Consider the following 23,524-nt stretch of genomic DNA (forward strand, 5'->3'; position numbering starts at 1 on the left):
GCGGCCACTCCCATCACCCCATGACAAAGAGGACCGGCTTGCGCAAGCTCAGCTACTTCATCGCCGCGTCGATCGACGGCTTCATCGGAGCCCCGGACGGCAAGGGTGACTGCTTCATGCCGTTCGTGACCGGCGACTTCCTCGAGTACCTCAGGACGGAATGCCCGGATACCCTGCCGACCATGGGGCGCCAGGCGCTCGGTGTGGACGACGCGCCGAACAGCGAGTTCGACGTGATCATCCAGGGTCGGGCCAGCTATGACCTCGCCCTGGACCTCCAGGTCACCAGCCCGTACGCACATCTGCGGGAGTACGTGGCGTCCCGGAGTATCAAGGAGTCGCCCGACCCGCATGTGGAGATCGTCTCCGGCGATGTGGTGGCCAAGATCCGGGAGCTCAAGCAGGAGGACGGGCTCGGCATCTACCTCTGCGGCGGTGCGAACCTGGCGGGACAGCTGATGGGCGAGGTCGACGAGCTCGTCATCAAGACCTACCCGGTGATCCTCGGCGCGGGCATGCCCATGTTCGCCGCAGAGTTCGGCATCGGTGAGTTCGCGCTCGACTCCGTGCGCACCTTCGACAATGGCGTGATCGTCAGGAAGTACCGCAGGGAGCTGTGACCGCAGGGCTGTCCGGTCTGCCCATACCGCCATATCCTGGAGGTATGGGCAGCGAAGGGCGCCGGATCGTCCGCCGCCCGCAGGCCGAGGAGAAGGTGTGCCCCGCCTGCGGACAGCCTGTCGGCACGGCCATCAGACGACACAAGACGCTAGGGGCGTTCGTCCCCGTGTGGGGCCCCGGCCCCTGCCGTAATCCGGAGTGTGCCGAGCACGCCGAGGAAGTGGTCGAGAAGCCGTACAGGTGGCCGAACAGGAAGGCGGCCCATCGGTCGGCCGAGAAGCCGGCCGAGAAGCCGGCCGAGAAGCCGGCCGAGAAGCCGGTGGCGAACTCGGCCGGGAAGGCGAACAAGAACGTGGCCGGGAAGCCGGTCGGCCGACCGGGTGACTGAGGCCGACGCGGGGCCCGGCAAGGAGCCCGGCGCAGGGGTCGGGACCACCTGAGGCATCCCTGCTGTTCGGCGGAAGCAGTCGTACCGCTACAGTCCGCGCCATGTCATCGGAGTCGACGGAAATCTGGGCGGGCTGGTACCGCGACCGGCTGGGCGCGGAAGCGGTCACGATAGCGGCGCACGGGCAGCAACTGCGCACGCACATCAGGGGAATCGAGTACGGAGGGGCGACTTTCGCCACCCTCGAGCCGGTGGGCCTGAGTGGGGTGCTGTCCTCCTGCGTACTGGAGTGGGACATGCCACTGCCCGTCCACTCGGACGGCACGGTCCAACGGGCCACGCTCAGCTGCTTGTTGACGCTCGGCGAGGCACAGCCGGACGGGCAGCTCGACCGCGCCGACCTCAATCTGACCCTGCACTACGGCGGAGCCGCGTACGAATCCGGCGTCGCCGGTGGTGACTTCGACGACGCCCTCAGCCGTATCCGAGGCCAGCTGCCGCCCGGTGCGGAGCTCGGGCAGTCGGCGCCGGTGGGTGCTTGACGGAGGCCCTCAGCGCACTCCGTTCCGGCCCCAGCGCGGCGTCGGGCCCGGTTCACCGAGATCCGTGCCCACCGCGTCGGCCGAGACCCCACGGGCGATCTTCGTACCCCAGTCGAAGTACTCCACCACCCGGCGGCGCAGCAGCTCGTCGTCCGGGAGCTCCTTCGCCACCGCGTCCGTCATCAGCTCCATCCAGCGCAGCCGCTGCTCCTCGGTGATCGAGAGCCCGAGGTGGGCGCGGAGCAGGGCCTGGTGGCCACCGAGCTCGGCGGTGAAGCGGGCAGGTCCGTCGAAGACCTCGGCCAGCCACACGGCGACATGCTCGATGTGGGTGGGGGTGAAGTCGGCGAAGACGGGGGCGAGCAGCGGGTCGGCGAGGACCGCGTCGTAGAAGGTGTTGCTCAGCCGCCGCAGCGCGTCCGCGCCGCCCACGGCCTCGTACAGCGTCGCGGGACGCTCGTCCGGCCTGTCCGTCTCTTCGGTCACGGGTCCTCCTGGCTCCGGCGTGTGGGTCCCAGGATTCACGGCCCTGTCCGCAGGCCCAAGCGTTTCCGACTACTTCCGCCGAGAGCGGAAGGCGCCCCGCCGTGGGCCGGCGGGGCGCCTCTCGTGCTCAGGGACCGGTCAGGAGACGCGGGCGATCGCCGCCGCCAGGCCGTTGGCCCACAGGGTGTCCACCCGGGCACGCTCCTGCGCATCCGGGTTGGCGTTCTGGCAGGACGTGCCGGGGCCGCCGCCCGACATCAGCTCGCTGCACGGGCCCGAGTAGTGGTCCGGCAGGCCGAGCACGTGCCCGGTCTCATGGGCGGTGACCCGGGTGGAGTTGTACTGCTGGTTCTGTGCGTAGTCGAGGAAGATGTAGCCGCGGCCGTGCCCGTCGGTGCTGGCGTACGAGCCGCGGGAGTCATTGCCCTCGCGGTAGGAGAAGTCCGCACCCGAACCTTCCTGCAGTTTCACATTGCTGACGGAGCTGTTCCAGATCTGGGTGCTCTGGGATATCTGGCTGCGGAAGCTGGGTGCGCCGCTGGTGCTGTAGACGACCGTCACGGCCTGCGCGCCGGGGTTCGCGGCGCGCTTCTCGGCGACCGACTTCACGACGGCGTCGAAGAAGGCCTTGGTCGCCTTCGCATTCGCCGACGAGCCGGCGTAGGCGGAGTACGACGAAGAGGCGGCGGCCGTAGGGGAGTTGGCCGTCGTCGTGGCTGCGGTCGCGGGCACCGCGCTCAGCGCGGCGGCGAGGCCGATGCCGAGGGCGGCGGAGAGTACGGTTCTGGAGTGACGCATGTGGGGGGCTCCTGCTCATCCAATGAACGGGTTTGCTTGGGGAGAGTGTTGAGGAGCCTGATGCGTTCCGGATGATGCCAACTGCCGATAGCACGAACGCATCACCCTGTCCAGTTCTGCCCTGTGTGCCCCAACTCGTGTGTCTGGTGTGACAGTTGAGGCGGCTCTACGCTCGGGTCATGGAGCTCGAGGTGAGGCACCTCCGTGCGCTGTGCGCCATAGCGGACAGCGGCAGCCTGCACAAAGCCGCCCGACAACTGGGCATGAGCCAGCCGTCCTTGACGACGCAGCTGCGGCGTATCGAGAACTCCCTCGGCGCGGAGCTTTTCTCGCGTGAACGCACCGGCTGTCGGCCGACCCCGCTGGGCCGCTCCGTGCTGAGCCGGGCCCGCCCGCTGGTGGCCGAAATGGCCGCGCTCGTCGTGGAGGCCAAGGCGGCCGCGGCGCGGGCCGGCGGCCCCCGGCTGCGCATCGGCTCCACCGCCAGCCGCGCGCTGGCAGGCTGGCTGCGCCGGCTGCGCGAGCGGCTGTCCGGAACCGAGATCTCGCTGCACATGGACGTCTCCGCCAACGCGCTGCTGCGGATGGTCGCCGCGGGTCAGCTCGATGTCGCCTTCGTGCACGAGGTGGAGGGCTGTCCGCTCCTGGTGCCCGACGGACTCGCCGTACGCGTACTGGTGGAGCGCGAGCCGCAGTTCATCTCGATGGCCCGCGACCATCCGGCGGCCGCCGCAGCCGTCGTGGAGCTGACCGACCTGGCCGGGGACCGCTGGATGGTCGACCCGACGGTGGACGGCGAATGGGACGGGCTGCGCCGAGTGCTCGGCGCAGCGGGCCTCAATCCACCTGTTCTGCACGGGGATTACCTCACCGCCGCGTCCCTGATCGCGGTCGGCGAGGCGGTCGCGCCGTGCCAGCCGACCTCGGGACCGCGCGAGGACATGGCGATCCGTCCGCTGCGTGGCGACCCGCTCGCCGTGCGGCTGCTGCTGTTCTCCAGACCCGGAGCGTGCGTGGAGCTGTACGCGGCGGTGTACGAGGAGCTGGAGGCGGCGTACCGGGAGGCGGCCCTGCGCGCGGCCGCGTACCGGCAGTGGCTGCTGCGGCACAAGAGCCCGTTACTGCACGCGCCCGCGCCCGCGGCCTGAGGGCGGCTCGGCGGACTGATGGCGCCTCGATCGGTCACGTCGCCGACGGTGCCGCCGTGGGTATCCTTCCGCGCGTGGCCGACCGGACCGAGTGGTGGGCTCCAGAGGGGGAGAGGCCATGGCGACAGGTAGAGAGCGTTCCCGGATGATTGCCACCGAGGGCAGTCACCGGGTGACGCCGGCCGAGCTGTTCTTCGACTTGGTGTTCGTCTACGCGATCACTCAGGTCACCGCCCTGATGGCGGCCGACCCGAGCCTGCTGCGGATGCTCGGCGCGGCCGTGGTGCTGGCACTGCTGTGGTGGTGCTGGTGTTGTTTCGCCTGGCTGGGCAATGTGGTGCGAGCCGACACCGGGGGGATGTTCGCCGTGCTGGTCGCGGTGATGGCGGTGGTGCTCGTCGTCTCACTGGCCGTCCCGCAGGTCTACACCGACGCGCCCGGCGGCCTGTCCGCACCACTGGTGTTCGTGCTCTGCTACGGCGCGGTCCGCATCCTGCACCTGGTCTCCTACTGGATCTCCAGCCCCGGTGACGAGGCGCTCCATGTGACGCTGCGCCGGACGGCGCTGCTGTCGGTGGCGCCGCCGTTCGTGCTGCTGCTGATCGGCAGCGCGTTCACCGGCGTCACGCAGGTGCTGTTGTGGCTCGGCGCGGTCGTGATCGACTACTTCGGGGTCTATGTCACGGGGGCATCGGGCTGGCGTGTCACCTCGCCGGGGCACTTCGCCGAGCGGCACGGCCTGATCGTGATCATCGCCTTGGGCGAGTCCATCGTTGCGATCGGGGTGGGGGTGTCCGGACTTCCCCTCACCATGCCGGTGCTGGCAGCTGCCGCCGCGGGCCTGTTGGTCGTCGCCGGGCTGTGGCGCGTGTACTTCCGGCAGATCAGCGAACCGGCCGAACACCGGCTGACCACTCTGGACGGTGATGCCCGCACCCGGCTGGCCCGCGACGCCTACACGTTCCTGCACCTGCCGCTCGTCGCGGGAGTCGTACTCACCGCCCTGGGCATGAAGACGGTGCTCCACCAGGTCGCCGACACCGAGCACTACGACCTGTCCGAACCGCTGCACGGGGTGGTGGCCTGGGCGCTCGCCGGAGGCGTGGGTGTCTTCCTGCTGGCGGCAGCCGCGATCCTGCTGCGCACCGGCGGCCGGAGGTCTGTGATCCTCATCGCCGGAGGGCTCGGCTGCCTGTGCGCGGGAGCGGTCGTCGTCCTGATGCCGGCACTCGTCGCGCTGGGGCTGCTGGCCACGGCGGTGACGGGAATGGTGGTCCTGCGCAGCCGGAAGGACCGGGCCGCCGAGACGGGCGGGGCGTGAGCCTGGCGAAGAAGACCGCACCCGCTCCGTCATGGACGCCGTGCTCGGCGGACTGCCTGCGGACGGCGAGGTACGGCGGACTCTCCGAACTAAGCGAAAAAACAGGTCAGTTGGCCCACTGCATGCGTGTCTGTTTTCGGAGCCCTGCCAGGTATAGGCTCGGCTGATGACCTTGGAATGGGAACAGGTAATTGTTCACTCGGTAGATCCGGTGGCCTTGGGGCAGTGGTGGGCTACGGCTCTTGGCTGGGTTGTGGTCCACTCCTCTGATGAGGAGTTCGAGATCCGCCCGGAGCCGGATCGCCTGCCGGGGTTGGACTTCGTCCGGCTTGATGAGAGCAAGAAGGTCAAGAGCCGACTGCATCTCGACTTCAGGCCTGATGACCAGGACGCCGAGGTGGCTCGTCTGGTGGCTCATGGCGCACAGCGTGTTGATATTGGCCAGGGTGATCAATCGTGGGTTGTATTGGCAGACCCCGAAGGTAACGAGTTCTGTGTCCTTGGCCAGCGGCGTCAGTAGCTGATCTCGACGAGGCGCCTTCGCTCGCCTGGGTCGGGCCGGAGCATCGGGCAGCGGATGCATGGTTCTCTGAACCAGCGATAGCCCGGGCGAACGGGCGGGAGGGAAGATCGTGATTCTCTCGGCTCGCCTCGGGGCCAGGAACTACTGTCGCGAGCATGGTCCAACACGATGCCCTCAGTGCCACCCGCGAGGGTTACGACGCTGCTGCCCCCACCTATGCGCAGCTGTTCCGCGACACGCTGCGTGACAGCCCCCTGGACCGCGCGATCTTGGGTGCCTTCGCCGAGGTCGTCAGTGCGAGTGGGGACGGTCAGGTCGCGGACCTGGGGTGTGGGCCTGGCCATGTCACTGCGTATCTGGACGAGTTGGGGCTGGCGGCGTTTGGTGTCGATGCCTCTCCTGCGATGATCGAGTTGGCTCGACAGGCCTATCCGGGCCTGCGGTTCGACGTGGGCTCGATGGCCGCGTTGAACATCGCCGACGGCGTGCTGGGCGGCGCACTCTCACGTTGGTCCATCATCCACACTCCGCCGCAGGAACTCCCCGTCATCCTGGCGGAGTTCCACCGCGTGCTGGCACCTGGCGGCCACCTTCTGGTCGGCTTTTCGGCCAGCGACGATCCGTCTCACCTGACGCAGGTCTTCGATCACACAGTCGCCCCGGCCTATCGGTGGTCGCCTGATCACCTCGCCGCGATGCTGCGCAAGTCCGGGTTGGCCGAGGTGGCCCGGATGGTTCGCGAGCCTCAGCCCACCGACCGACGGCAGTTCCAGGAGATTCACCTGCTCGCCCGTAAAGCCTGGGCAGGGGCTGTTCGATCGAATGCATGAGCGCGTCCAGCCTGCCGGATGGGGATCCCGTCAGGCTCCAGGCGGCCGAGGCGTTCATCGCCGACGGAGCGAGAGTCAGGCAGGTCCAGCTCGTCCTCGGCCACGCGTCCGCCGTCATCGCGCTGCGGATCCACGCGCACCTCCGGCCGGGCGAAGAAGACCGCACCCGCTCCGTCATGGACGCCGTGCTCGGCGGACTGCGGACCGGGTGCGGACTCGGAGACACTGCAACCAAGGAAATTGCAGGTCAGAGGGCATGATCGAAGATCAAGCCTTCTTCGTCTCCCAGAAGATCTTGTCGATCTGGGCGATGTAGTCCAGCGCCTTCTGGCCCGTCGCCGGGTCCGTCGAGGCCTTCGCGGTCGACAGCGCCTTGAGGGCGTCGTTGACCAGCTGGTGCAGCTCCGGGTACTTCTCGAAGTGCGGGGGCTTGAAGTAGTCGCTCCACAGCACCGAGACGTGGTGCTTGGCGAGCTCCGCGCGCTGCTCCTTGATGACCGTGGCGCGGGCCCGGAAGTGCGGGTCCTCGTTGGCCTGGTACTTCTCCTGGACGGCCTTGACCGACTCGGCCTCGATGCGGGCCTGGGCCGGGTCGTATACACCGCAGGGGAGGTCGCAGTGGGCGCTGACCTTCACCTTGGGGGCAAACAGGCGGGAGAGCATTGAGCTGTCCTTCCTCGTGATCGTCTTCTCAGGTGGGACATTACTCCGTGAGAGACGCGTTTTCGCGGGTGCCCCCTAGGGCTTAGGACAAAAGTCCAGGGTCAGTATGGGACCGGTGGCCGAACATACCGTGGGACTCGGAGGTGGCGGATGACTGAGCAGGGGCGGGAGCCGAGAGCGCCATTCGGGGTCGCCGAAGTGTCGGGTCCATCCATGTACCCGACGCTGAAGCACGGCGATCAACTGCTGGTGCATTACGGCGCGGAGGTGAAGGCCGGCGACGTCGCCGTACTGCGCCATCCGCTGCAACAGGATCTGCTCATCGTCAAGCGGCTCGTCGAGCGGCGCGAGGACGGCTGGTGGGTGCTCGGGGACAACCCGGGGGCGGAGGGGGACAGCCGGCTGTTCGGCACAGTGCCCCACGAGTTGCTGCTGGGGCGGGTGCGCGGCAGATACCGGCCGCTGGCCGAGGATCAGCGGTCGGTTCGCGGGGTCGTCTCCTGGGCGGCGTCGTCGCTGCGGCTCGTGCTCGCGGACCGTTCCGTCTCGAGACGTTTGCGGGCGCGGTAGGCAGCCACGTTGGCGCGGGTCGCGCAGCGGTCCGAGCAGTAGCGGCGTGAGCGGTTGGTCGAGGTGTCGAGGTAGGCGTTGCGGCACGGTGCTGCCTCGCAGAGGCCGAGCCGGTCGACGCCGTACTCCGTGAGATGGAACGCGAGCCCCATCGCGGCGATCGCGGCGTACCCCGCCGTCGCATTGGACGGGTGGTCGGCCAGGTGCATGTGCCACTTCGGGCGGCCGTCCTCGTCCCGGAAGTCGTGGCCCGAGATCTGCGGGTTCACCGGGAACTCCAGCAGCAGTGAGTTGAGCAGGTCGACCGCCTGGGTCTCGTCGCCGGCGTCGGCCGCGGTGAAGACCGCGCGCAGACGGCCCCGTACGGACCGGAAACGGGTGACATCCGCGTCGGTGGCGCGGCGCGCGGCCTGGGAAGACTCGCCGAAGAGCTCGCGAATGGACTCGACCGAGGTGAGGGAGTCCTTGTTGCGAGCCGGCTCCTCGGTGTTGACCAGGCGCACGGCATAGTCCGAGTAATAGGCCAGTTCCACTTGTAGTCCTTACCGCGGCGTTCTAGTGTCGACGTAACAGCTGATGATGCTTCGAGGGTATTACGGACGGGAGGGTTCCGGTGGCGGAGACGGCGGCAGGGACGGGTACGGGGACCGACTGGCGGGCGTGGCAGGAGAGCTGGGACCGGCAGCAGGAGTGGTACATGCCCGACCGCGAGGAGAGGTTCCGGGTGATGCTGGACATGGTCGAGGACCTGGTGGGCCCCGAGCCGAGGGTGCTGGATCTCGCTTGCGGTACGGGAAGTATCACGGACCGGCTGCTCAAGCGGTTCCCGAAGGCCACCAGTACGGGGGTGGATCTGGACCCCGCCCTGTTGACCATCGCGGAGGGGTACTTCGACGGCGACGAGCGCATCACCTTCGTCACCGCCGACCTGAAGGACCCCGAGTGGGTCAGGAAGCTGCCGTACGACCAGTACGACGCCGTGCTCACCGCCACCGCCCTGCACTGGCTGCACAACGAGCCCCTCGCCGCGCTGTACGGGCAGATCGCGGGGCTCGTGCGGGACGGCGGTGTCTTCATGAACGCCGACCACATGATCGACAGCACCACCCCACGCATCAACGCCGCCGAGCGGGCCCGCCGGCACGCCCACATGGAGCGGGCCAAGGCCGCCGGTTCGCTCGACTGGTCCGGATGGTGGGCCCTGGCCGCCGAGGACCCCGTACTCGCCGGGCCGACCGCCAAGCGTTACGAGATCTACGGCGAGCACGCCGACGGGGACATGCCGTCCCCGCACTGGCACGCCGAGACGCTGCGCACGGCCGGATTCGGCGAGGCCCGCGCCGTGTGGGCCTCGCCCTCCGACACGCTGCTGCTGGCTGTGAAGTAGCTTCCGGACAACGCGAGAGGGCGGTACGGACATCGCGTCCGTACCGCCCTCTCGTGTGACTACAGAACCTTCGAGAGGAAGGACTTGGTGCGGTCGTGCTGGGGGTTGGTCAGCACGTCGCGGGGGTGGCCGGATTCGACCACGACGCCGTCGTCCATGAAGACCAGGGCGTCGCCGACCTCGCGGGCGAAGCCCATCTCGTGGGTGACGACGATCATGGTCATGCCGTCCTCGGCCAGGCCGCGCATGACGTCCAGGACGTCACCCACCAGCTCCGGGTCGAGGGCGGAGGTCGGCTCGTCGAAGAGCATCAGCTTCGGTTCCATCGCCAGCGCGCGGGCGATGGCGACGCGCTGCTGCTGGCCGCCGGAGAGCTGGGAGGGGTAGTTCTTGGCCTTGTCGGCCAGGCCCACCCGGTCCAGCAGCCGCTCCGCGCGGGCCCGGGCCACGGCCTTGGACTCGCCCTTGACCTGGATCGGGGCTTCCATGACATTCGCCAGAGCGGTCATGTGCGGGAACAGGTTGAAGCGCTGGAAGACCATGCCGATGTCCCGGCGCTGCGCCGCGACCTCGCTGTCCTTCAGCTCGTAGAGCTTGTCGCCCTTCTGCCGGTAGCCCACCAGCCGACCGTCGACCGAGAGCCGGCCGGCGTTGATCTGCTCCAGGTGGTTGATGCAGCGCAGAAAGGTGGACTTGCCGGAACCGGACGGGCCGACCAGGCAGAACACCTCACGCGGGGCGACCTCAAGATCGATGCCCTTGAGGATGTGCGCGGAACCGTAGGACTTGTGGACGCCCTCGGCCTTCACCATGGCGTTCATGCGACACCTCCACGCGGGCCGCCGAGCGACAGCAAGTTGGCCTTGACCTTCTGCCACGGCGTCGGCGGCAGCTGCCGCAGCGATCCGCGGGCGTAGTAGCGCTCGACGTAGTACTGGCCGACGCTGAAGACGCTGGTCAGAGCCAGGTACCAGATCGAGGCCACCAGCAGCATCTCCATGACCGCGAACGACGTGGAGCCGATGTTCGTCGCCGCGCGGAGCAGTTCGTTGTACTGCACCGCGGACACCAGGGAGGAGGTCTTGAGCAGGTTGATGAACTCATTCCCGGTCGGCGGCACGATCACCCGCATCGCCTGTGGGAGCACGATCCGCCGCATGGTCTTGCCGGTGGGCATGCCCAGCGCGTGCGAAGCCTCGGTCTGGCCCTCGTCGACCGACTGGATGCCGGCCCGGACGATCTCGGCCATGTAGGCGCCCTCGTTCAGGCCCAGGCCCAGCAGGGCGACCACGAACGGGGTCATGACGTCGACCATCTCGTCCTTGTAGAACCCGAGGTTCAGGACGGGGAAGATCAGCGCGAGGTTGAACCAGAGCAGCAGCTGCACATACACCGGTGTGCCGCGGAAGAACCAGATGTACAGCCAGGACACCGCACCCGTCACCGGGTTCTTCGACAGCCGCATGACCGCGAAAACAATGCCCAGAATCAGGCCGATCAGCATCGACAGCACGCTGATCAGCACCGTGCGGCCCATGCCCGCCAGGATCCGGTCGTCGAAGACGAAGTCCCCGACCGTGCCCCAGTTGACGTCGCCCTGCGAGAACGAGTACACCAGCGTGCCCAGCAGCGCCACGACGACGACACCGCTGACCCAGCGGCCCCAGTGCCGTACCGGGATGGCCTTGATCTTCTCAGGGGGAATGAATGCCCCCTTGCTGACCGCCGAGTCCGCCGGCGGCTCGTCGGGGGGCGTTTTGTCGAACTTGTCAGTCACAGTGACTGCCCTTCAGTGAACGCTTGAGGCGAGAACGCCGTATTACTTGCCGGCGTTGACGGTCGCCTCGGTCACGGCGCTGTCCTTGACGTCCCACTTCTCCAGGACCTTCGTGTACTCGCCGTTCTTGATGATCGCGTTCAGCGCTTCCTTGAGCGCGTCACGAAGCTGCGCGTTGTCCTTGTCGACGGCGATGCCGAACGGACCGGCGTCGGTCTGGTCGCCCGCGACCTCGAAGTCCTTGCCGCCGCCCGCGGTCTTCGCGATGTGCGCGGCGACCGGGTAGTCGTTGAGGTCGGCGACAGCGCCGCCGGACTTCACGCGGGTCTGGGCCTCGGCGTCGGTGTCGAACGCCTCGATGGTGAGCTTGCCCTTGCCGTCCTTGCTGCACTTGGCGGCCTGGGTCTTGAAGGTGTCCTCGTAGATCGTGCCGCGCTGGACGGCCACCTTCTTGCCGCACAGGTCGTCGAGCGACTTGATGCTCTCCGGGTTGCCCTTCTTGACCAGGAGCGAGACGCCGGAAGTGAAGTAGTCGACGAAGTCGACGCCCTGGCCGACCTTCTTGCCCTTGTCGTCCAGACCCTCCTGGCGGGCCTTGGTGTCGCTCATGGCGGACATGACGATGTCCTGGCGGCCGGTGTTGAGCGAGGAGATCAGGCCGTCGAAGGTGCCGCTGGTGAACTGGAACTTGACGCCGAGCTGAGTGCCGAGGGCCGCGGCGATGTCGGGGTCGATGCCGACGATCTTGCCGCCCTCCTCGTACTCCATCGGGGCGTACGCGGCGTCCGTACCGACCTTGATCACGCCGGCGTCCTGGTACTTCTTCGGCAGCTTGTCGAAGAGCGCAGCGCTGCTCTCCTTGGTGCCCCCGGACGCCGAGGTGCCGGAGTTGGTCTGGTCACCACAGGCGGTGAGCATCAGCGAGCCGGCGACCGCGATTGCGCCGACCGCGGCGATCCGGGAACGGGCGGCGGTCGTACGACAGGTGTTGCTTGCGGTCATGATCAGGATCCTCCGGCGGGTGAGGTGGCAGCCTTTTTGGACATTCCGGTCGTTGTACTCACCTTCGAGTGTCGCGACCTTGAGTGTTTTCGGCATCTTGCCATTCGGACTAGCCCAATCAGGGGGCCGCGCATGTCAAAATCGGGTAACGGGTCACCCCCGAACCCCAGGAGGCCGGTACATCAAGGCCGGACCTCTTACGGGAATGCCTTCTCCCGACCGGAAAATCTGCGGTCTGTCTTGCTTCGCGGACGGCTTTCAGTGCGCAAAGCGGACGTGTCCAGATATTCGGCCATGAGTCGTGTCACCGCGTGGATAACGACTCGTCGCGGTGCCGTCCGTCCGGTATGAAGGACGTTTACACCCCTCATCCGGGGCTCAGGGCGCGTGTGCGGCGCGCCCGCGCGTACGTACCTCCCCCTGCCAGGCGGGCCAACCGCTGCGGCAGGGCACGGACGCGGTGCCCGCCCACCCCTCCTCAACCAGGAGTGGCCACCCTCAACAGATGAAGACTTAAGGGGTCAACCAAATGGCAGCGGAGATCGTCAATCCTCGCAGCGACAGCGGTACGGAGAGTGCTCCCGAGGAGCCCTTCGATCCGGCCTTCGCGCTGCACCGCGGCGGCAAAATGGCCGTCCAGGCCACCGTGCCGATCCGCGACAAGGACGACCTGTCCCTCGCGTACACACCCGGCGTCGCCAAGGTCTGCACCGCGATCGCGGAGCAGCCCGAGCTTGTCCACGACTACACCTGGAAGTCGCAGGTCGTCGCCGTCGTGACGGACGGGACCGCGGTGCTCGGTCTCGGTGACATCGGTCCGGAGGCGTCGCTTCCGGTGATGGAGGGGAAAGCCATCCTCTTCAAGCAGTTCGGCGGCGTGGACGCGGTGCCGATCGCGCTCGCCACCAAGGACGCGGACGAGATCGTCGAGACGGTTGTGCGGCTCGCGCCGTCCTTCGGCGGCGTGAACCTCGAGGACATCTCGGCACCGCGGTGCTTCGAGATCGAGCGCAAGCTCCAGGAGCGCCTCGACATCCCCGTCTTCCACGACGACCAGCACGGTACCGCCGTGGTGACCCTCGCCGCGCTGCGGAACGCCGCGAAGCTGACCGGGCGCGGTCTCGGTGACCTGCGCGCCGTCATCTCCGGCGCCGGAGCGGCCGGCGTGGCCATCGCGAAGTTCCTGCTGGAGGCGGGCATCGGCGATGTGGCGGTGGCCGACCGCAAGGGCATCGTCAGCGCCGACCGCGAGGACCTGACGCCGGTCAAGCGGGAGCTCGCGGAGATCACGAACCGGGCGGGGCTGAGCGGCTCGCTGGAGACCGCGCTGGCCGGCGCGGACGTCTTCATCGGCGTCTCCGGCGGTACGGTGCCCGAGCCCGCGGTCGCCTCGATGGCGCCGGGAGCCTTCGTCTTCGCGATGGCCAACCCGAACCCGGAGGTGCACCCCGATGTCGCGCACCGGTACGCGGCGGTGGTGGCCACGGGTCGCAGTGACTACCCGAACCAGATCAACAACGTGCTGGCCTTCCCGGGCATCTTCGCGGGTGCGCTGCAGGTGCGGGCGTCCCGGATCACCGAGGGCATGAAGATCGCGGCGGCGAACGCGCTGGCGGACGTGGTGGGCGACGCGCTGGCGGCCGACTATGTGATCCCGTCCCCGTTCGACGAGCGCGTGGCCCCGGCGGTCACCGCCGCGGTGGCGGCGGCTGCGCGCGCGGAGGGTGTCGCGAGGCGTTGACGGGTCGCTGACGCGTTCGGCGTACGAGAACGGGCCGTGCCGCACCCCTCGGGGGGTGCGGCACGGCCCGTTCCGTTGGCGGGACCGGCAGAACTTCGTTCCTGGGCTTCGTCCGAACAGGTGGCGACGCCCGAGGCGTCCACGGCGCAACGCGGTGCGTGTCACACCTCGGAGTGGTTCCGTCGCGTCCCGTCCCCGTCCTATCGTCAAGGTCATGTTCGCCGCCTACGCCGCCCGCATCGACCGCGACGCCCCTCTCAACGGCCTGGAGCTGGGCGAACGCCCGGCCCCCGAGGTCCGCCCCGGCTGGACCACCGTCACCGTCAAGGCCGCCTCGCTCAACCACCACGACCTCTGGTCGCTGCGGGGTGTCGGCCTCGGCGAGGACAAGCTGCCGATGATCCTCGGCTGCGACGCCGCGGGCATCGACGCGGACGGCAACGAGGTCGTGGTCCACTCCGTCATCGGCCAGACCGGGCACGGTGTCGGCCCGAACGAGCCGCGCTCCATCCTCACCGAGCGCTACCAGGGCACCTTCGCCGAGCAGGTCACCGTCCCGGCCTGGAACGTCCTGCCGAAGCCGAAGGAGCTCAGCTTCGAGGAGGCCGCCTGTCTGCCGACCGCCTGGCTCACCGCGTACCGGATGCTGTTCACCAACGCCGGGGTGCGGCCCGGGGATTCGGTCCTCGTGCAGGGCGCGGGCGGTGGCGTGGCGACCGCCGCGATCGTTCTCGGCAAGGCGGCGGGCCTGCGCGTCTACGCCACCAGCCGCGACGAGGCCAAGCGGAAGCGAGCCGTCGAACTGGGCGCGGAGGAGGCGTACGAGCCCGGCGCGCGGCTGCCGCGGCGCGTGGACGCCGTCATCGAGACGGTCGGCGCCGCGACCTGGTCGCACTCGGTCAAGTCGCTGAGGCCCGGCGGCACGCTGGTGATCTCGGGCGCGACCAGCGGCGACCGCCCCTCGCACGCCGAGCTGACCCGGATCTTCTTCCTGGAGCTCAAGGTCGTCGGCTCGACGATGGGTTCGAAGGACGAGTTGGAGGATCTGCTCTCCTTCTGCGCGGCGACGGGCGTACGGCCGGTGATCGACGAGGTGCTGCCGCTGGACCGGGCCAGGGAGGGCTTCGAGCGGATGGCCGGCGGCGACCTCTTCGGGAAGATCGTGCTGACGCCCTCTTGATGGACCGTCAGGTGCGCTGATGGGATCCTCCCATGCGTACGCGCCGAACGATCCGGGCACTGGCGGCGGTCTGCTGCACCCTTCTGCTGTTCGCCGGGGCCCCGGCGACCGCGGTCCCGGGCGGTCCGGGTGGCATTCCCCGGCTGACCGACGACCGCGGCCGAACGCTCACCCTGCGCGGCTGGAACGTCGAGGACAAGGCGAACCGTGGCGAGCGGGCCCTCTCCGCCATCACCGAGAAGCACTTCCGCGATATGCGCGCCAAGGGCTTCAACTTCGCCCGGCTGCTGGTCTTCTGGGACGACATCGAGCCCGGGCGGGGCCAGTACAGCGCCGCGTATCTGCGCAAGGTCGAGCGGATCCTGGACTGGGCCGAGAGGTACGACATCCAGGTGCTGATCGACGCCCACCAGGACGTTTTCGGCCCCGCCTTCGGGCATCGCGGCATCCCCGAGTGGGCGACCCGGACCGACGGACTGCCCTTCACACCGCACCCGGACGACTGGTTCTCCGAGTACTTCGAGCCGGCCGTGCAGCGCGCGTTCACCCACCTCTACGAGGACGAGGATCTGCGGCACGCGCAGGCGCGGATGTGGCGGGTCCTCGCCGACCGCTTCCAGCACCACCCGGCCGTCCTCGGCTACGACCTGATCAATGAGCCGATGGGCGAGATGCGCCCGGGCGAGGAGCTGCCCACGGCGGCCCGCCGGATCGAGCGCGACCAGCTGACGCCGATGTACAACCGCCTTGCGGACGCCGTCCGTTCGGCCGACGAGGACAGCTGGATCTTTATCGAGCCGACCCCGATCGTGGGTGAGGGCGTCCCCACGGGCCTCGGGAAGATCAAGGACCCCAAGGTCGTCTACGCCCCGCACTTCTACAACGGGGCGATGGAGGCGGGCGCGGACTACGACCCGGCGGCGGGCTGGATCGAGTCGTACGAGTCGGCCGTCACCGCGTACCCCGAGGCGCAGGGGGTCCCGGTCGTGGTGGGCGAGTGGGGCCCGCTCAACAACTCCCTTCCGAACATGTCGCGCTTCTACCGGGAGGCGCTCGCCTCCCTTCATCGCTACAGCTCCGGCTGGGCCGGCTATGTGTGGTGCTACGGGGGCGGGTACTGCGCGGTCGACGGCGCGGGAGCGTTCCGTACGAACAAGGAGCAGACCGCCGCCCCGTACGCCGCGGCCGTGGCGGGCCGGGTGAGCACGGACGCGTACGACCCGGCGAGTGGGACGTACCGACTGGTGTACCGGGCGTCCGCGCGGCCGGACACGACGGAGATCTCGCTGCCGCCGAGCATGTACGGCTGGCGTATCGCCGTGGCCGGCCCGGCCTGCACGGACACCCGCACGGTGGCGGCCGGCACTTCCCGTGTGGTGCGCGTCCTGGCCCGGCCGGGGGCGCGGATCACGGCGACCATCACTCCTCGTACACCACGATGAAGTCGCGGCAGGGCCCGTCGTGCACGGCCAGGGCGCTGCGCAGCCCGCGCAGATGCGCGGTTGTCAGCTGGAGCGGGGGCTCGTCCGGCTGATACGTGGTGCCACGCGGGTAGTCCACGTCCGCGGTGGTCGTCATCTCTATGTGGCAGCCGAGGATGTGGGTCACCGGTGTCGTCTCGCAGAACGCCAGCAGGCGGTCGACGGTGGCGGTGAAGGCTGCGGTGTCCTGGACGTACAGCCGGCCGGGGTAGAGGGAGTCGCCGGTCAGCAGCAGTCCGGTGTGCCGGTCGTGGAAGACAACGGCGGCCTCCTGGTGCCCGGGCCCTGGCAGCAGATCCAGCACCCGGCCGCCGAGGTCCAGCTCTCCTTGGCCCTGCGGCCAGCCCTTGAACCCGAAGAAGTCTGTCACTTCTTTCAGCGAAGGACCGACGACCTCGGTCCGCGGGCGGTCCGCGAACTGGGCGTCGCCGGCGATGTGGTCACCGTGCCCATGGGTGTGAGCCACCACCAGTCCGTACTCCGCGCGCGGATACCGGTCGAGCCACCCGTCGATCAGCGCGTCCACGGTCGCGCGCAGGGGGAAGTGCGCGGGGTCGGCCGTGGCGCCGGTATCCAGCAGCAGTGCCCGTTCGTTCCCGAACAGCAGGAAGAGGAAGGGGGCTTCGAAATGCACGGACTTGTTCTGCCGAAGGATCACGGTGTGCTCGGAGTACGCATGGACCTGTATCTCCGGCAGCGGGTCGTGCTTGGGCGACGGCCAGCCGGCATGCCACTGGACGTCGAGGCTGCCGGTCACGGGTGCGGCGGTACGGAAATCGATCACGGGACCACGGTACGACGGCGGCGTCAACCAAGGTTGACTGTGGACAACTGTCAATGTAGGTTGACGCCCATGACCGAAGCAACCGATCTCGCCGAGCGGGCGGGCGACCGCGACCCACGGGTCGGGCTGCGAGCCGTCGCCGCGCTGCGGCGGCTCCTTGAACAGCTCGAAGCCGTGCAGGTGCGCAGTGCCCGTAACCAGGGCTGGTCGTGGCAGGAGATCGCGGTCGAGCTGGGCGTCAGCCGGCAGGCCGTGCACAAGAAGTACGGGAGGCAGTGATGTTCGAGCGTTTCACCGAAGACGCCCGGGATGTCGTGACGGGCTCCGCAGAACACTCGGAGCGGGCGGGCGAGGACTCCATCACCGAGGAGTATGTGCTGCTGGCGATGCTCGACCAGGAGGGCACGCGGGCGGCGTAGGGCGTGTTTTGGAAGTCCCGCCCGCCCTGCGGGCGAACGGCGCTACTTCAAAAACACGCCCCAAACCCCGCACCCCCGCCAGGGGCCCGGCGTCCCCGTTGCTCAGGCGCCCGGCTTGCGGAGAAGCGCTCCGATGTGGGCCGCCGCCGTTGACAGGTGGCGGCGGGTCTCGCCCAGTTGGGACTCCGTCACCCCGTGGTCCCGCGCCGCATCCCTGATGTCGTCCCGGAAGCGGTCCAGCAGCCGGTCGAGGTCGCGTGCCGGGTCGCCCGAGTCCGTCGTGTCCCTCGCCCACTCCGGCGCCGCGTCCGCGTCCGCGCCGGCGCCGGCGCCGGTGTCAACGTCCGCGTTCGACGGTTCCGGCTTGGTGAACGGCGGCCAGGCCGTCCCCCGCGCCAGGCCCCCGAGCTGCGTGCTGAGCTCGGACAGCCCCTCCCGTACCCCCGTCGGCCAGTCGCCCCGCGCAAAGTGGTCCTGCACCTGGTCCTGGACCTGTTTGGCGATGCGCTGCATCTCCTGGCGGGCCGCGTCCTGGGCCTCCTTGGCCTGCCGGCGCGCCTGCTGTGCGTCCTCGCGGGCCCGGCGCGACTCGTCCTTCGCGCGGCGCGCCTGCTCCTTCCACTCCTGCTTGGCGCGGCGCAGCTCCTCCTTCGCCGCCCGCCAGGACTCCTTGTCGCCGAAGGCGGACTCCCAGTCGGCCCGTTCCTTCGCGCCGCCGGGCGCGTGCCGTGTCTCCGTCGCCGCCGCGCGCATCTCGCTGCGCAGCTTGCCCGCAGCGCCGCGCACGTCGTCACGGATCTCCGCGGCCAGTTCGGAGACGGACTCGCGGATCTCCAGCTCGAGGTCGGCCAGCTCGCCGCTGCGCCCGGCCAGTTCCTCGCGGCCCGCGTCGGTGATCGAGTAGACCTTGCGGCCGCCCTCGGTGGCGTGGGTGACCAGCCCCTCGGCCTCCAGCTTGGCGAGCCGCGGGTAGACGGTGCCGGCGCTCGGCGCGTACAGGCCCTGGAAGCGCTCCTCCAGCAGGCGGATCACCTCGTACCCGTGGCGCGGGGCCTCGTCCAGGAGCTTCAGCAGATACAGGCGCAGTCGGCCATGGGCAAAGACGGGCGGCATGTCAGAGCACCTTTCCGGTGGGGGCTGCGTCGTACGGTTCGTCCTCCGCGGGCGGCCGGCGGAGCAGCGCGATGGAACCGGAGACCGTCGTCGCCCTGAGCGTCCCCGTGCCCGCGCCCAGCGTGCCGGTGATCTTCTTCGCGCCCCACTGGCCGCTGACCCGCAGGTTGTCGAAGGCGTTGGAGACCGCGCCGCTCGCGGTGTTCGCCTCGACCTGTGCGTCCGCGGGGTGCGGCAGGCGGATCGCGACCTCGCCGGAGACGGTGGTCAGCCGGATGTCCGTCGGCTTCCCGGCCGGGTCGAGGTCGATGACCATGTCGCCGCTGACGGACTCGGCCCGTACGGAGGAGCCCGCGCCCTCGATCACGGTCAGATCGCCGGAGACCGAGTTGTAGCGGAGGTCGCCGGTGACGGACTGGGCCTCCAGGTTGCCGGAGACGGATTCCGCACGGACCGCGCCGGAGACCCCGACGAGGGTGGTGTCGCCGCTGACGCCGCGTATCGCGGTGGGCCCCTGGATGCCGGAGACAACGGCCGCCGCGCCGACGACGCCGACCTCGACGGCCGAGCCGGCCGGGACGGCGAGGGAGACCACGGCGCTGCGGTGCCAGCCCTTGCGGTCGAGCCACTTGAGGAAGCCCTTCCAGGGCAGGTCCTCGTACGCGACGGTGAGGGTGGAGCCCTGCTGGGTCACGATCAGCGGGGGTCCTTCGACCTGGGAGATCTCCAGGCGGGCGGAACCTTCGTCCGTGCCCACGACGTTGACCGTTCCGTTGACGATACGCACGTTGAGTGCCGTCACCGGGTCGTCGAAGGTGAGCTTCTTCGGCTCTGCAACGGACCACTCGGACATGGTGCGACCTCCCTGGGTCGGCCGTGACGCAACATATCGCGTCTCTTACTGAACACGATATATCGCGGTTGGGCTGTGTCAAGTGTCGGGGTGGCCTCTCGGGTCGCCATTGAGTGCCATCGGGCGCCATATGAGCCCGATTGGGCGCCATATGGGGGCAAATTGGCCTAGCGTATGGGCCATGGACGCGACACCCGTGGGAGCGCTGCTGCTGTGCCGGGCGGCACCCGCCGCCGTACGCCACCCGGCCCATCTACTGCGCGAGCGGCAGCTCCTCGTCGCGGCCGGCGACGAGTGGAGCGTGCTGGTCCCGGAGGGCAAGCCGTGGCTGGACGGCGGCGAACCGGTGGACCGGGTGCTGGCGGGCTGGGCCGCGGCGCTCGCGGTCGGTGCGAACTGGCCGGTGCTCGCGCTGTGGTGGGACGGTGACCGGGCCGGGTTCACGCTGGCGTCCGGATTCCGCCGGCCGGTCGGGTACGTGTGGCTGGCGGACGGCAGGCCGGTCGGCGAGGACGAGGCGATGCGGACGTTCGCGGCGCGGCTCGGCCTCGATCCGGTGCTGGACCTGCAGGCGCTCGAGCCGCTCACGCTGCCCGACCCGGAGGCGGACGCGCGGGCCCGGCTGCTGGGCCTGATCGCGGTCCTGGCCCGGTCGGGCCTGGCCCTGCCGACGGGCATCGGCCCGGGCGAACCGGCCGACCGGCTGCGGTCGGTCGCGCGTGCGCAGGGCGCCGAGACAGTGGAGTGGTCGGGCTGGCGCGATGCGGTACGGGCGGAACTGGACGCGGTGGAGGAGGGCCCGCTGGGCCCCTGGCTCCGTGGCCCGAAGGCCCGTCTCCTGGGCGCGGCCCAGCTGGCGGCGGGGGCACCGCTGGCGGCGTGGGGGCTGCGGCGGCGCAGTGGGGGGTGGGTGGTCGCGGGGGTGGTGCTGATGGGGCACGGGGTGCTGGGGCTGGCGTACGACCGGATGAGGGGCCGCGGAGGTGGACAGAACACCTAGGGCAGGCTGCCCCGGTACCGGAACCGCGCCGCCCGGCTACTCGTCCTCGTCCTCGTCGTCCAGCCGCGCCAGCCACGTGGCCAGGCGTTCCACCGGGACCTCGAAGTCCGGGTTGAGGTCCACAAACGTACGCAGCTGTTCGGCGAGCCACTCGAAAGTGACCTCCTCCTCGCCGCGTCGCTTCTCCAGCTCCTCGATGCCGCGATCGGTGAAGTACAAGACATGCTCCTGGTGCGTACGGGATCTACCTCTTCAGACTACGGCGACTTCCGGACCTCCCTTGCAACCGTGCAGGCCAGTAAGGTCGTCGCCATTCCCGCAGAACCCAAATGCGGTATCGCAGGGACGAGTTGGCCGTGGAGACGGGGGGAACCGTGAACGGACGCGTCCAGCAGATCGAATTACCCGGGGGAGCCGTAGTGCTCGCCCGGCTGTCCACGGCCGGCGGTGGCGGATACGGCGAGGACGACGAGGACGTCGGCTTCGTCGAGAACGTCACCGCCAAGGTCCAGCAGCTCGACCGGCTGATCACCGAGGTGGGCGCCTCCGTCCTCGAGGCCGCGGCCGCCGCCAAACCGGACGAGGCCAGCGTCACCTTCGGTGTCGAGCTCACCGCCAAGTCCGGGGTTGCCCTCGCCGTGCTCGCCGCGGGGGAGGCCAAAGCATCCGTCCAGGTCACCCTCACCTGGAAGCTGAAAGATCAGCCGGCCCAGGACCCGGCCCCGGAGCCGGCCCAGGACCCGGCCCCGGATCCCGCCCCGGACACAGCCCCCGCCCCGGGCACCAGTACCTCATGAGCGATTCCGACTCCCTCATCGACGCCCTGACCCGCGCCGCCACCGTCCACTTCACGCCCGCGCGGCAAGGGCCGGACGCCGCCGCCATGTGGGGCAGCGGCTTCTTCGTAGCGCCCGGCTGGGTGCTGACCTGCGCACATGTCCTCGCGCCCCATCTCAGGGGAGACCAGGCACGCGTCTTCCACCTCCGTGGCAGCGAAGTGAACGGCGGCGAGCCCCTCGAGGCGCAGCTCTCCTGCTGGCTGCTCGACGGCGAGCCGCGTGCCGAGCAGCGGGTGCCGGTCGAACAGGATCTCGCCCTGGTGCAGCTCGTCGAGCCCGATGTCGAGCACGAATGCGTATGGCTCACCGACCGCACCGAGTACCCCGGCGGCCGCGGCACAGTGCAGGGCTACCGGCCCGAGCAGCAGGAGGACGGAGCCGAGAAGCGCGCCGTGCGATGGAAGGCCACCGCCAGGATCAACGGCTTCGACGACGACTACGGGATGCGATTCCGGCCAGAGGCGGAGTTCCCCAAGGGCGGCTCGGGCTCCCCGGTCGTCGACGCCCACACCGGCGCCGTCGTCGGCATCCTCAAGTCCCGGCGCGTCGGCAGGGACGGCGGCATGGCCATCGCCGCCACCGCTCTGCGCCGGTTCGGCCCCGCGTACCAGCTCGTCATGGCCGCGCACGATCGCTGGCACGGCCAGTCCCCGAAGGTCACCGGGCACAACTGGATCGAGCGCCAGGACCAGCTCCCCGGCGCCGGCGTGCACACCAGCGGCGAGCAGTGGAGCCCCGTGGACCGGCGCGAGGCACTGAGCCTGCTCGCCGGCGTACACCCGCCCGCCGGCATCCGCCCCGTCGCCGAGCTTGCCAAGAAGGCCCGCGGCGGCGTCGCCCCGCCGCCCGGGCAGCTGCTGCCCCGCATCTGGCGCGACGGACACGGCCTGCTGTACGAGGCGGGGCAGCCCGTCGCCGCCATCGCCGCGCTGCACTACCTCCAGCTGGTGGTGGAGTACGAGCGCAGCCGAGGCGCCGAAGTCGCGCCGCTCGCCGACTGGGTGGCCCGGCGGCTTCAGGAAGTGCCCCGGATCGTGCACACCGTGGTGACCCAGGCGACGCTGCCGCCTGGACTCGTGCACCCGCGCACCGCCGACGGCCAGGACCGGATCGTCGTCCGCTATCCGCGGCCCGGCGACGGGTCCGCCGTCGTCATCGTCGAGCTGGAGCCGGTCTGCGACGCCCGGCCCGCCCGCTTCTACTGGCGGATCCGGGTCGACGACGGCCATGACGTCAACGAGCCGCTGCACGAGGAGCAGACGGGCGAAGGCGTCCCGCCGGAGCAGATCGTCCAGAAGCTGCGCGGTCCGCTGGACGAGGTCTTCGCCTCGGTCGATTCGCCCGGTGCCCCGGCTCCGCTCGAAGTCGCCCTGCCCGCGGACCATTTCGACACCGCCGTGCACCGCTGGCAGCTCACCGAGATGGCCCGGCTGCACCATCCGGCGTATGTCGGCGTACGACGGATGGTGGTGCTGCGCGACCTCGCGAGACGAGGAGAACCGGACACCGTTTGGCTGCGCCGCTGGGAGGGGATGCTGGCCGCCGAGGCGCTCACCGCCTGCCGCACACCGCCGCAGCGCCAGGTCCCCCGGCCCCGCCACTTCGAGGAAATGCCGCCGTCCGCCGTACCCGTCCTGTGCCGGCCCGCAGGCAGGGGCGTGGGACGGAGAGCCATCGGCATGGCACTGCAGGCCGGACACGGCATCGCCCTGTGGCACACCGACGGCCATCCCGACCACGGCTGTACGGAGTTCTGCGAGGACGTGCACCAGGGCGCGGCCGTACTGCTCGCACAGACCGCGGGCGCGATTGAGCTTCCCGACCGGCTGCGCCGTATCCGGGACGACATCAGCGGATCGAGGAACAGCACACACTGGGCCGAGGGGGTGGCCATGCTCTACGACGACCCGAGCCGCCCGCTGCCCGCCGACGACAGCGGACCGGTGGACTCCCCATGAGGAGCCGCCGCCGAGCAATGGAACGAGCAATGGGACGGCAGGGCGGTGGGTACGTAACGGACGTGGTCCGCCACGGGTCCCACCGACCGCCGACGAGGAG

General features: G+C 69.6%; 28 protein-coding genes and 1 pseudogene. 18 read left to right on the plus strand and 11 right to left on the minus strand.

All coding sequences use genetic code 11. The features are described 5' to 3' along the window. The first annotated feature begins 38 nt into the window (after positions 1 to 38). The 3 genes from ACFWDI_RS18735 (at position 39) to ACFWDI_RS18745 (ending at position 1,551) form a co-directional block, all read left to right on the plus strand. Positions 39 to 620 (plus strand): dihydrofolate reductase family protein, encoded by a 582-nt coding sequence (locus ACFWDI_RS18735; RefSeq protein WP_385305317.1) that lies wholly within the window; start codon positions 39 to 41, stop codon positions 618 to 620. Positions 621 to 664: 44 nt separating this feature from the next. Then, positions 665 to 1,009: a hypothetical protein gene (locus ACFWDI_RS18740; RefSeq protein WP_385305258.1), complete on the plus strand. Its 345-nt coding sequence runs from the start codon at positions 665 to 667 to the stop codon at positions 1,007 to 1,009. Positions 1,010 to 1,110: 101 nt separating this feature from the next. Then, positions 1,111 to 1,551, plus strand: coding sequence for a DUF6304 family protein (locus ACFWDI_RS18745; RefSeq protein WP_385305260.1), 441 nt, complete (start codon positions 1,111 to 1,113; stop codon positions 1,549 to 1,551). A gap of 9 nt (positions 1,552 to 1,560) precedes the next feature. Here ACFWDI_RS18745 and ACFWDI_RS18750 read toward each other — a convergent pair whose 3' ends face one another. Continuing rightward, entirely contained in the window at positions 1,561 to 2,037 is a 477-nt protein-coding gene (locus ACFWDI_RS18750; RefSeq protein WP_385305262.1) for a group II truncated hemoglobin, read from the minus strand. 138 nt (positions 2,038 to 2,175) lie between these two features. Beyond that, on the minus strand, positions 2,176 to 2,835 hold the full coding sequence (gene snpA, locus ACFWDI_RS18755) for a snapalysin (RefSeq protein ID WP_385305264.1): 660 nt from the start codon (positions 2,833 to 2,835) through the stop codon (positions 2,176 to 2,178). A gap of 179 nt (positions 2,836 to 3,014) precedes the next feature. On the opposite strand from snpA, the gene ACFWDI_RS18760 reads away from it, so the two are divergent. The 5 genes and pseudogenes from ACFWDI_RS18760 to ACFWDI_RS18780 form a co-directional block, all read left to right on the plus strand. Then, a complete protein-coding gene (locus ACFWDI_RS18760) occupies positions 3,015 to 3,983 on the plus strand; it encodes a LysR family transcriptional regulator (RefSeq protein WP_385305266.1) in 969 nt (322 codons plus the stop codon). A 118-nt stretch (positions 3,984 to 4,101) separates the two neighbouring features. Next, on the plus strand, positions 4,102 to 5,304 hold the full coding sequence (locus ACFWDI_RS18765; protein ID WP_385305267.1) for a low temperature requirement protein A: 1,203 nt from the start codon (positions 4,102 to 4,104) through the stop codon (positions 5,302 to 5,304). 166 nt (positions 5,305 to 5,470) lie between these two features. Next, positions 5,471 to 5,824, plus strand: coding sequence for a VOC family protein (locus ACFWDI_RS18770; protein WP_215016539.1), 354 nt, complete (start codon positions 5,471 to 5,473; stop codon positions 5,822 to 5,824). Between the two features lie 158 nt (positions 5,825 to 5,982). Further along, a complete protein-coding gene (locus ACFWDI_RS18775) occupies positions 5,983 to 6,657 on the plus strand; it encodes a methyltransferase domain-containing protein (RefSeq protein ID WP_385305269.1) in 675 nt (224 codons plus the stop codon). 44 nt (positions 6,658 to 6,701) lie between these two features. Further along, positions 6,702 to 6,917: pseudogene (locus ACFWDI_RS18780) on the plus strand (site-specific integrase); the annotation flags it as partial. 7 nt (positions 6,918 to 6,924) lie between these two features. Here ACFWDI_RS18780 and sodN read toward each other — a convergent pair. Further along, on the minus strand, positions 6,925 to 7,320 hold the full coding sequence (sodN, locus tag ACFWDI_RS18785; RefSeq protein ID WP_108152448.1) for a superoxide dismutase, Ni: 396 nt from the start codon (positions 7,318 to 7,320) through the stop codon (positions 6,925 to 6,927). 150 nt (positions 7,321 to 7,470) lie between these two features. On the opposite strand from sodN, the gene sodX reads away from it, so the two are divergent. Continuing rightward, a complete protein-coding gene (gene sodX, locus ACFWDI_RS18790) occupies positions 7,471 to 7,890 on the plus strand; it encodes a nickel-type superoxide dismutase maturation protease (RefSeq protein WP_385305271.1) in 420 nt (139 codons plus the stop codon). Here sodX and ACFWDI_RS18795 read toward each other — a convergent pair. After that, positions 7,794 to 8,423 (minus strand): CGNR zinc finger domain-containing protein, encoded by a 630-nt coding sequence (locus ACFWDI_RS18795; protein ID WP_327326014.1) that lies wholly within the window; start codon positions 8,421 to 8,423, stop codon positions 7,794 to 7,796. The two genes, sodX and ACFWDI_RS18795, sit on opposite strands and share 97 nt — an antisense overlap. An 80-nt stretch (positions 8,424 to 8,503) precedes the next feature. Here ACFWDI_RS18795 and ACFWDI_RS18800 point away from each other — a divergent pair, with 80 nt between their 5' ends. Then, complete coding sequence (locus ACFWDI_RS18800) at positions 8,504 to 9,277, plus strand: class I SAM-dependent methyltransferase (protein WP_385305273.1); 774 nt, start codon at positions 8,504 to 8,506, stop codon at positions 9,275 to 9,277. Between the two features lie 59 nt (positions 9,278 to 9,336). On the opposite strand, the gene ACFWDI_RS18805 is transcribed toward ACFWDI_RS18800, so the two are convergent. The 3 genes from ACFWDI_RS18805 to ACFWDI_RS18815 are packed head-to-tail and all read right to left on the minus strand — an operon-like array spanning position 9,337 to position 12,056. Continuing rightward, complete coding sequence (locus ACFWDI_RS18805; protein WP_385305275.1) at positions 9,337 to 10,098, minus strand: amino acid ABC transporter ATP-binding protein; 762 nt, start codon at positions 10,096 to 10,098, stop codon at positions 9,337 to 9,339. Further along, positions 10,095 to 11,054, minus strand: coding sequence for an amino acid ABC transporter permease (locus ACFWDI_RS18810; protein ID WP_385305277.1), 960 nt, complete (start codon positions 11,052 to 11,054; stop codon positions 10,095 to 10,097). The genes ACFWDI_RS18805 and ACFWDI_RS18810 overlap by 4 nt, the downstream gene beginning before the upstream one ends. A gap of 42 nt (positions 11,055 to 11,096) precedes the next feature. Beyond that, entirely contained in the window at positions 11,097 to 12,056 is a 960-nt protein-coding gene (locus tag ACFWDI_RS18815) for an ABC transporter substrate-binding protein (protein WP_385305279.1), read from the minus strand. A gap of 529 nt (positions 12,057 to 12,585) precedes the next feature. Between ACFWDI_RS18815 and ACFWDI_RS18820 the strand changes: the two genes are divergently transcribed. The 3 genes from ACFWDI_RS18820 to ACFWDI_RS18830 all read left to right on the plus strand — a co-directional run bounded on the left by ACFWDI_RS18820 (position 12,586) and on the right by ACFWDI_RS18830 (position 16,419). After that, complete coding sequence (locus ACFWDI_RS18820) at positions 12,586 to 13,797, plus strand: NADP-dependent malic enzyme (protein ID WP_327326018.1); 1,212 nt, start codon at positions 12,586 to 12,588, stop codon at positions 13,795 to 13,797. Between the two features lie 214 nt (positions 13,798 to 14,011). Then, entirely contained in the window at positions 14,012 to 14,977 is a 966-nt protein-coding gene (locus tag ACFWDI_RS18825) for a zinc-binding dehydrogenase (RefSeq protein ID WP_385305281.1), read from the plus strand. Between the two features lie 32 nt (positions 14,978 to 15,009). Continuing rightward, a complete protein-coding gene (locus tag ACFWDI_RS18830) occupies positions 15,010 to 16,419 on the plus strand; it encodes a glycoside hydrolase family 5 protein (protein WP_385305283.1) in 1,410 nt (469 codons plus the stop codon). Here the strand turns inward: ACFWDI_RS18830 and ACFWDI_RS18835 are convergent. Then, positions 16,397 to 17,242, minus strand: coding sequence for an MBL fold metallo-hydrolase (locus ACFWDI_RS18835; RefSeq protein ID WP_385305285.1), 846 nt, complete (start codon positions 17,240 to 17,242; stop codon positions 16,397 to 16,399). The two genes, ACFWDI_RS18830 and ACFWDI_RS18835, sit on opposite strands and share 23 nt — an antisense overlap. A 69-nt stretch (positions 17,243 to 17,311) precedes the next feature. Here ACFWDI_RS18835 and ACFWDI_RS18840 point away from each other — a divergent pair, with 69 nt between their 5' ends. After that, on the plus strand, positions 17,312 to 17,521 hold the full coding sequence (locus ACFWDI_RS18840; protein WP_361450088.1) for an HTH domain-containing protein: 210 nt from the start codon (positions 17,312 to 17,314) through the stop codon (positions 17,519 to 17,521). After that, positions 17,521 to 17,661, plus strand: a complete 141-nt coding sequence (locus tag ACFWDI_RS18845; protein WP_385305287.1) for a hypothetical protein — start codon at positions 17,521 to 17,523, stop codon at positions 17,659 to 17,661. Before ACFWDI_RS18840 ends, ACFWDI_RS18845 begins: the two co-directional genes overlap by 1 nt. A gap of 102 nt (positions 17,662 to 17,763) precedes the next feature. Here the strand turns inward: ACFWDI_RS18845 and ACFWDI_RS18850 are convergent, their stop codons facing one another. Both ACFWDI_RS18850 and ACFWDI_RS18855 read right to left on the minus strand, forming a co-directional pair. Then, a complete protein-coding gene (locus tag ACFWDI_RS18850; protein WP_385305289.1) occupies positions 17,764 to 18,774 on the minus strand; it encodes a helix-turn-helix transcriptional regulator in 1,011 nt (336 codons plus the stop codon). Position 18,775: 1 nt separating this feature from the next. Continuing rightward, positions 18,776 to 19,627 (minus strand): DUF4097 domain-containing protein, encoded by an 852-nt coding sequence (locus tag ACFWDI_RS18855; RefSeq protein ID WP_385305291.1) that lies wholly within the window; start codon positions 19,625 to 19,627, stop codon positions 18,776 to 18,778. Between the two features lie 181 nt (positions 19,628 to 19,808). Between ACFWDI_RS18855 and ACFWDI_RS18860 the strand changes: the two genes are divergently transcribed. Next, complete coding sequence (locus tag ACFWDI_RS18860; RefSeq protein WP_385305293.1) at positions 19,809 to 20,627, plus strand: hypothetical protein; 819 nt, start codon at positions 19,809 to 19,811, stop codon at positions 20,625 to 20,627. Between the two features lie 36 nt (positions 20,628 to 20,663). On the opposite strand, the gene ACFWDI_RS18865 is transcribed toward ACFWDI_RS18860, so the two are convergent. Continuing rightward, positions 20,664 to 20,846: a DUF6104 family protein gene (locus ACFWDI_RS18865; RefSeq protein WP_003961784.1), complete on the minus strand. Its 183-nt coding sequence runs from the start codon at positions 20,844 to 20,846 to the stop codon at positions 20,664 to 20,666. Between the two features lie 155 nt (positions 20,847 to 21,001). Here ACFWDI_RS18865 and ACFWDI_RS18870 point away from each other — a divergent pair, with 155 nt between their 5' ends. Both ACFWDI_RS18870 and ACFWDI_RS18875 read left to right on the plus strand, forming a co-directional pair. After that, complete coding sequence (locus tag ACFWDI_RS18870; RefSeq protein WP_385305297.1) at positions 21,002 to 21,424, plus strand: CU044_2847 family protein; 423 nt, start codon at positions 21,002 to 21,004, stop codon at positions 21,422 to 21,424. Beyond that, positions 21,421 to 23,424, plus strand: a complete 2,004-nt coding sequence (locus ACFWDI_RS18875; RefSeq protein WP_385305299.1) for a trypsin-like peptidase domain-containing protein — start codon at positions 21,421 to 21,423, stop codon at positions 23,422 to 23,424. Before ACFWDI_RS18870 ends, ACFWDI_RS18875 begins: the two co-directional genes overlap by 4 nt. Positions 23,425 to 23,524 lie beyond the last annotated feature (100 nt).

It is taken from the genome of Streptomyces sp. NPDC060064, from assembly GCF_042736455.1.
Taxonomy (GTDB): domain Bacteria; phylum Actinomycetota; class Actinomycetes; order Streptomycetales; family Streptomycetaceae; genus Streptomyces.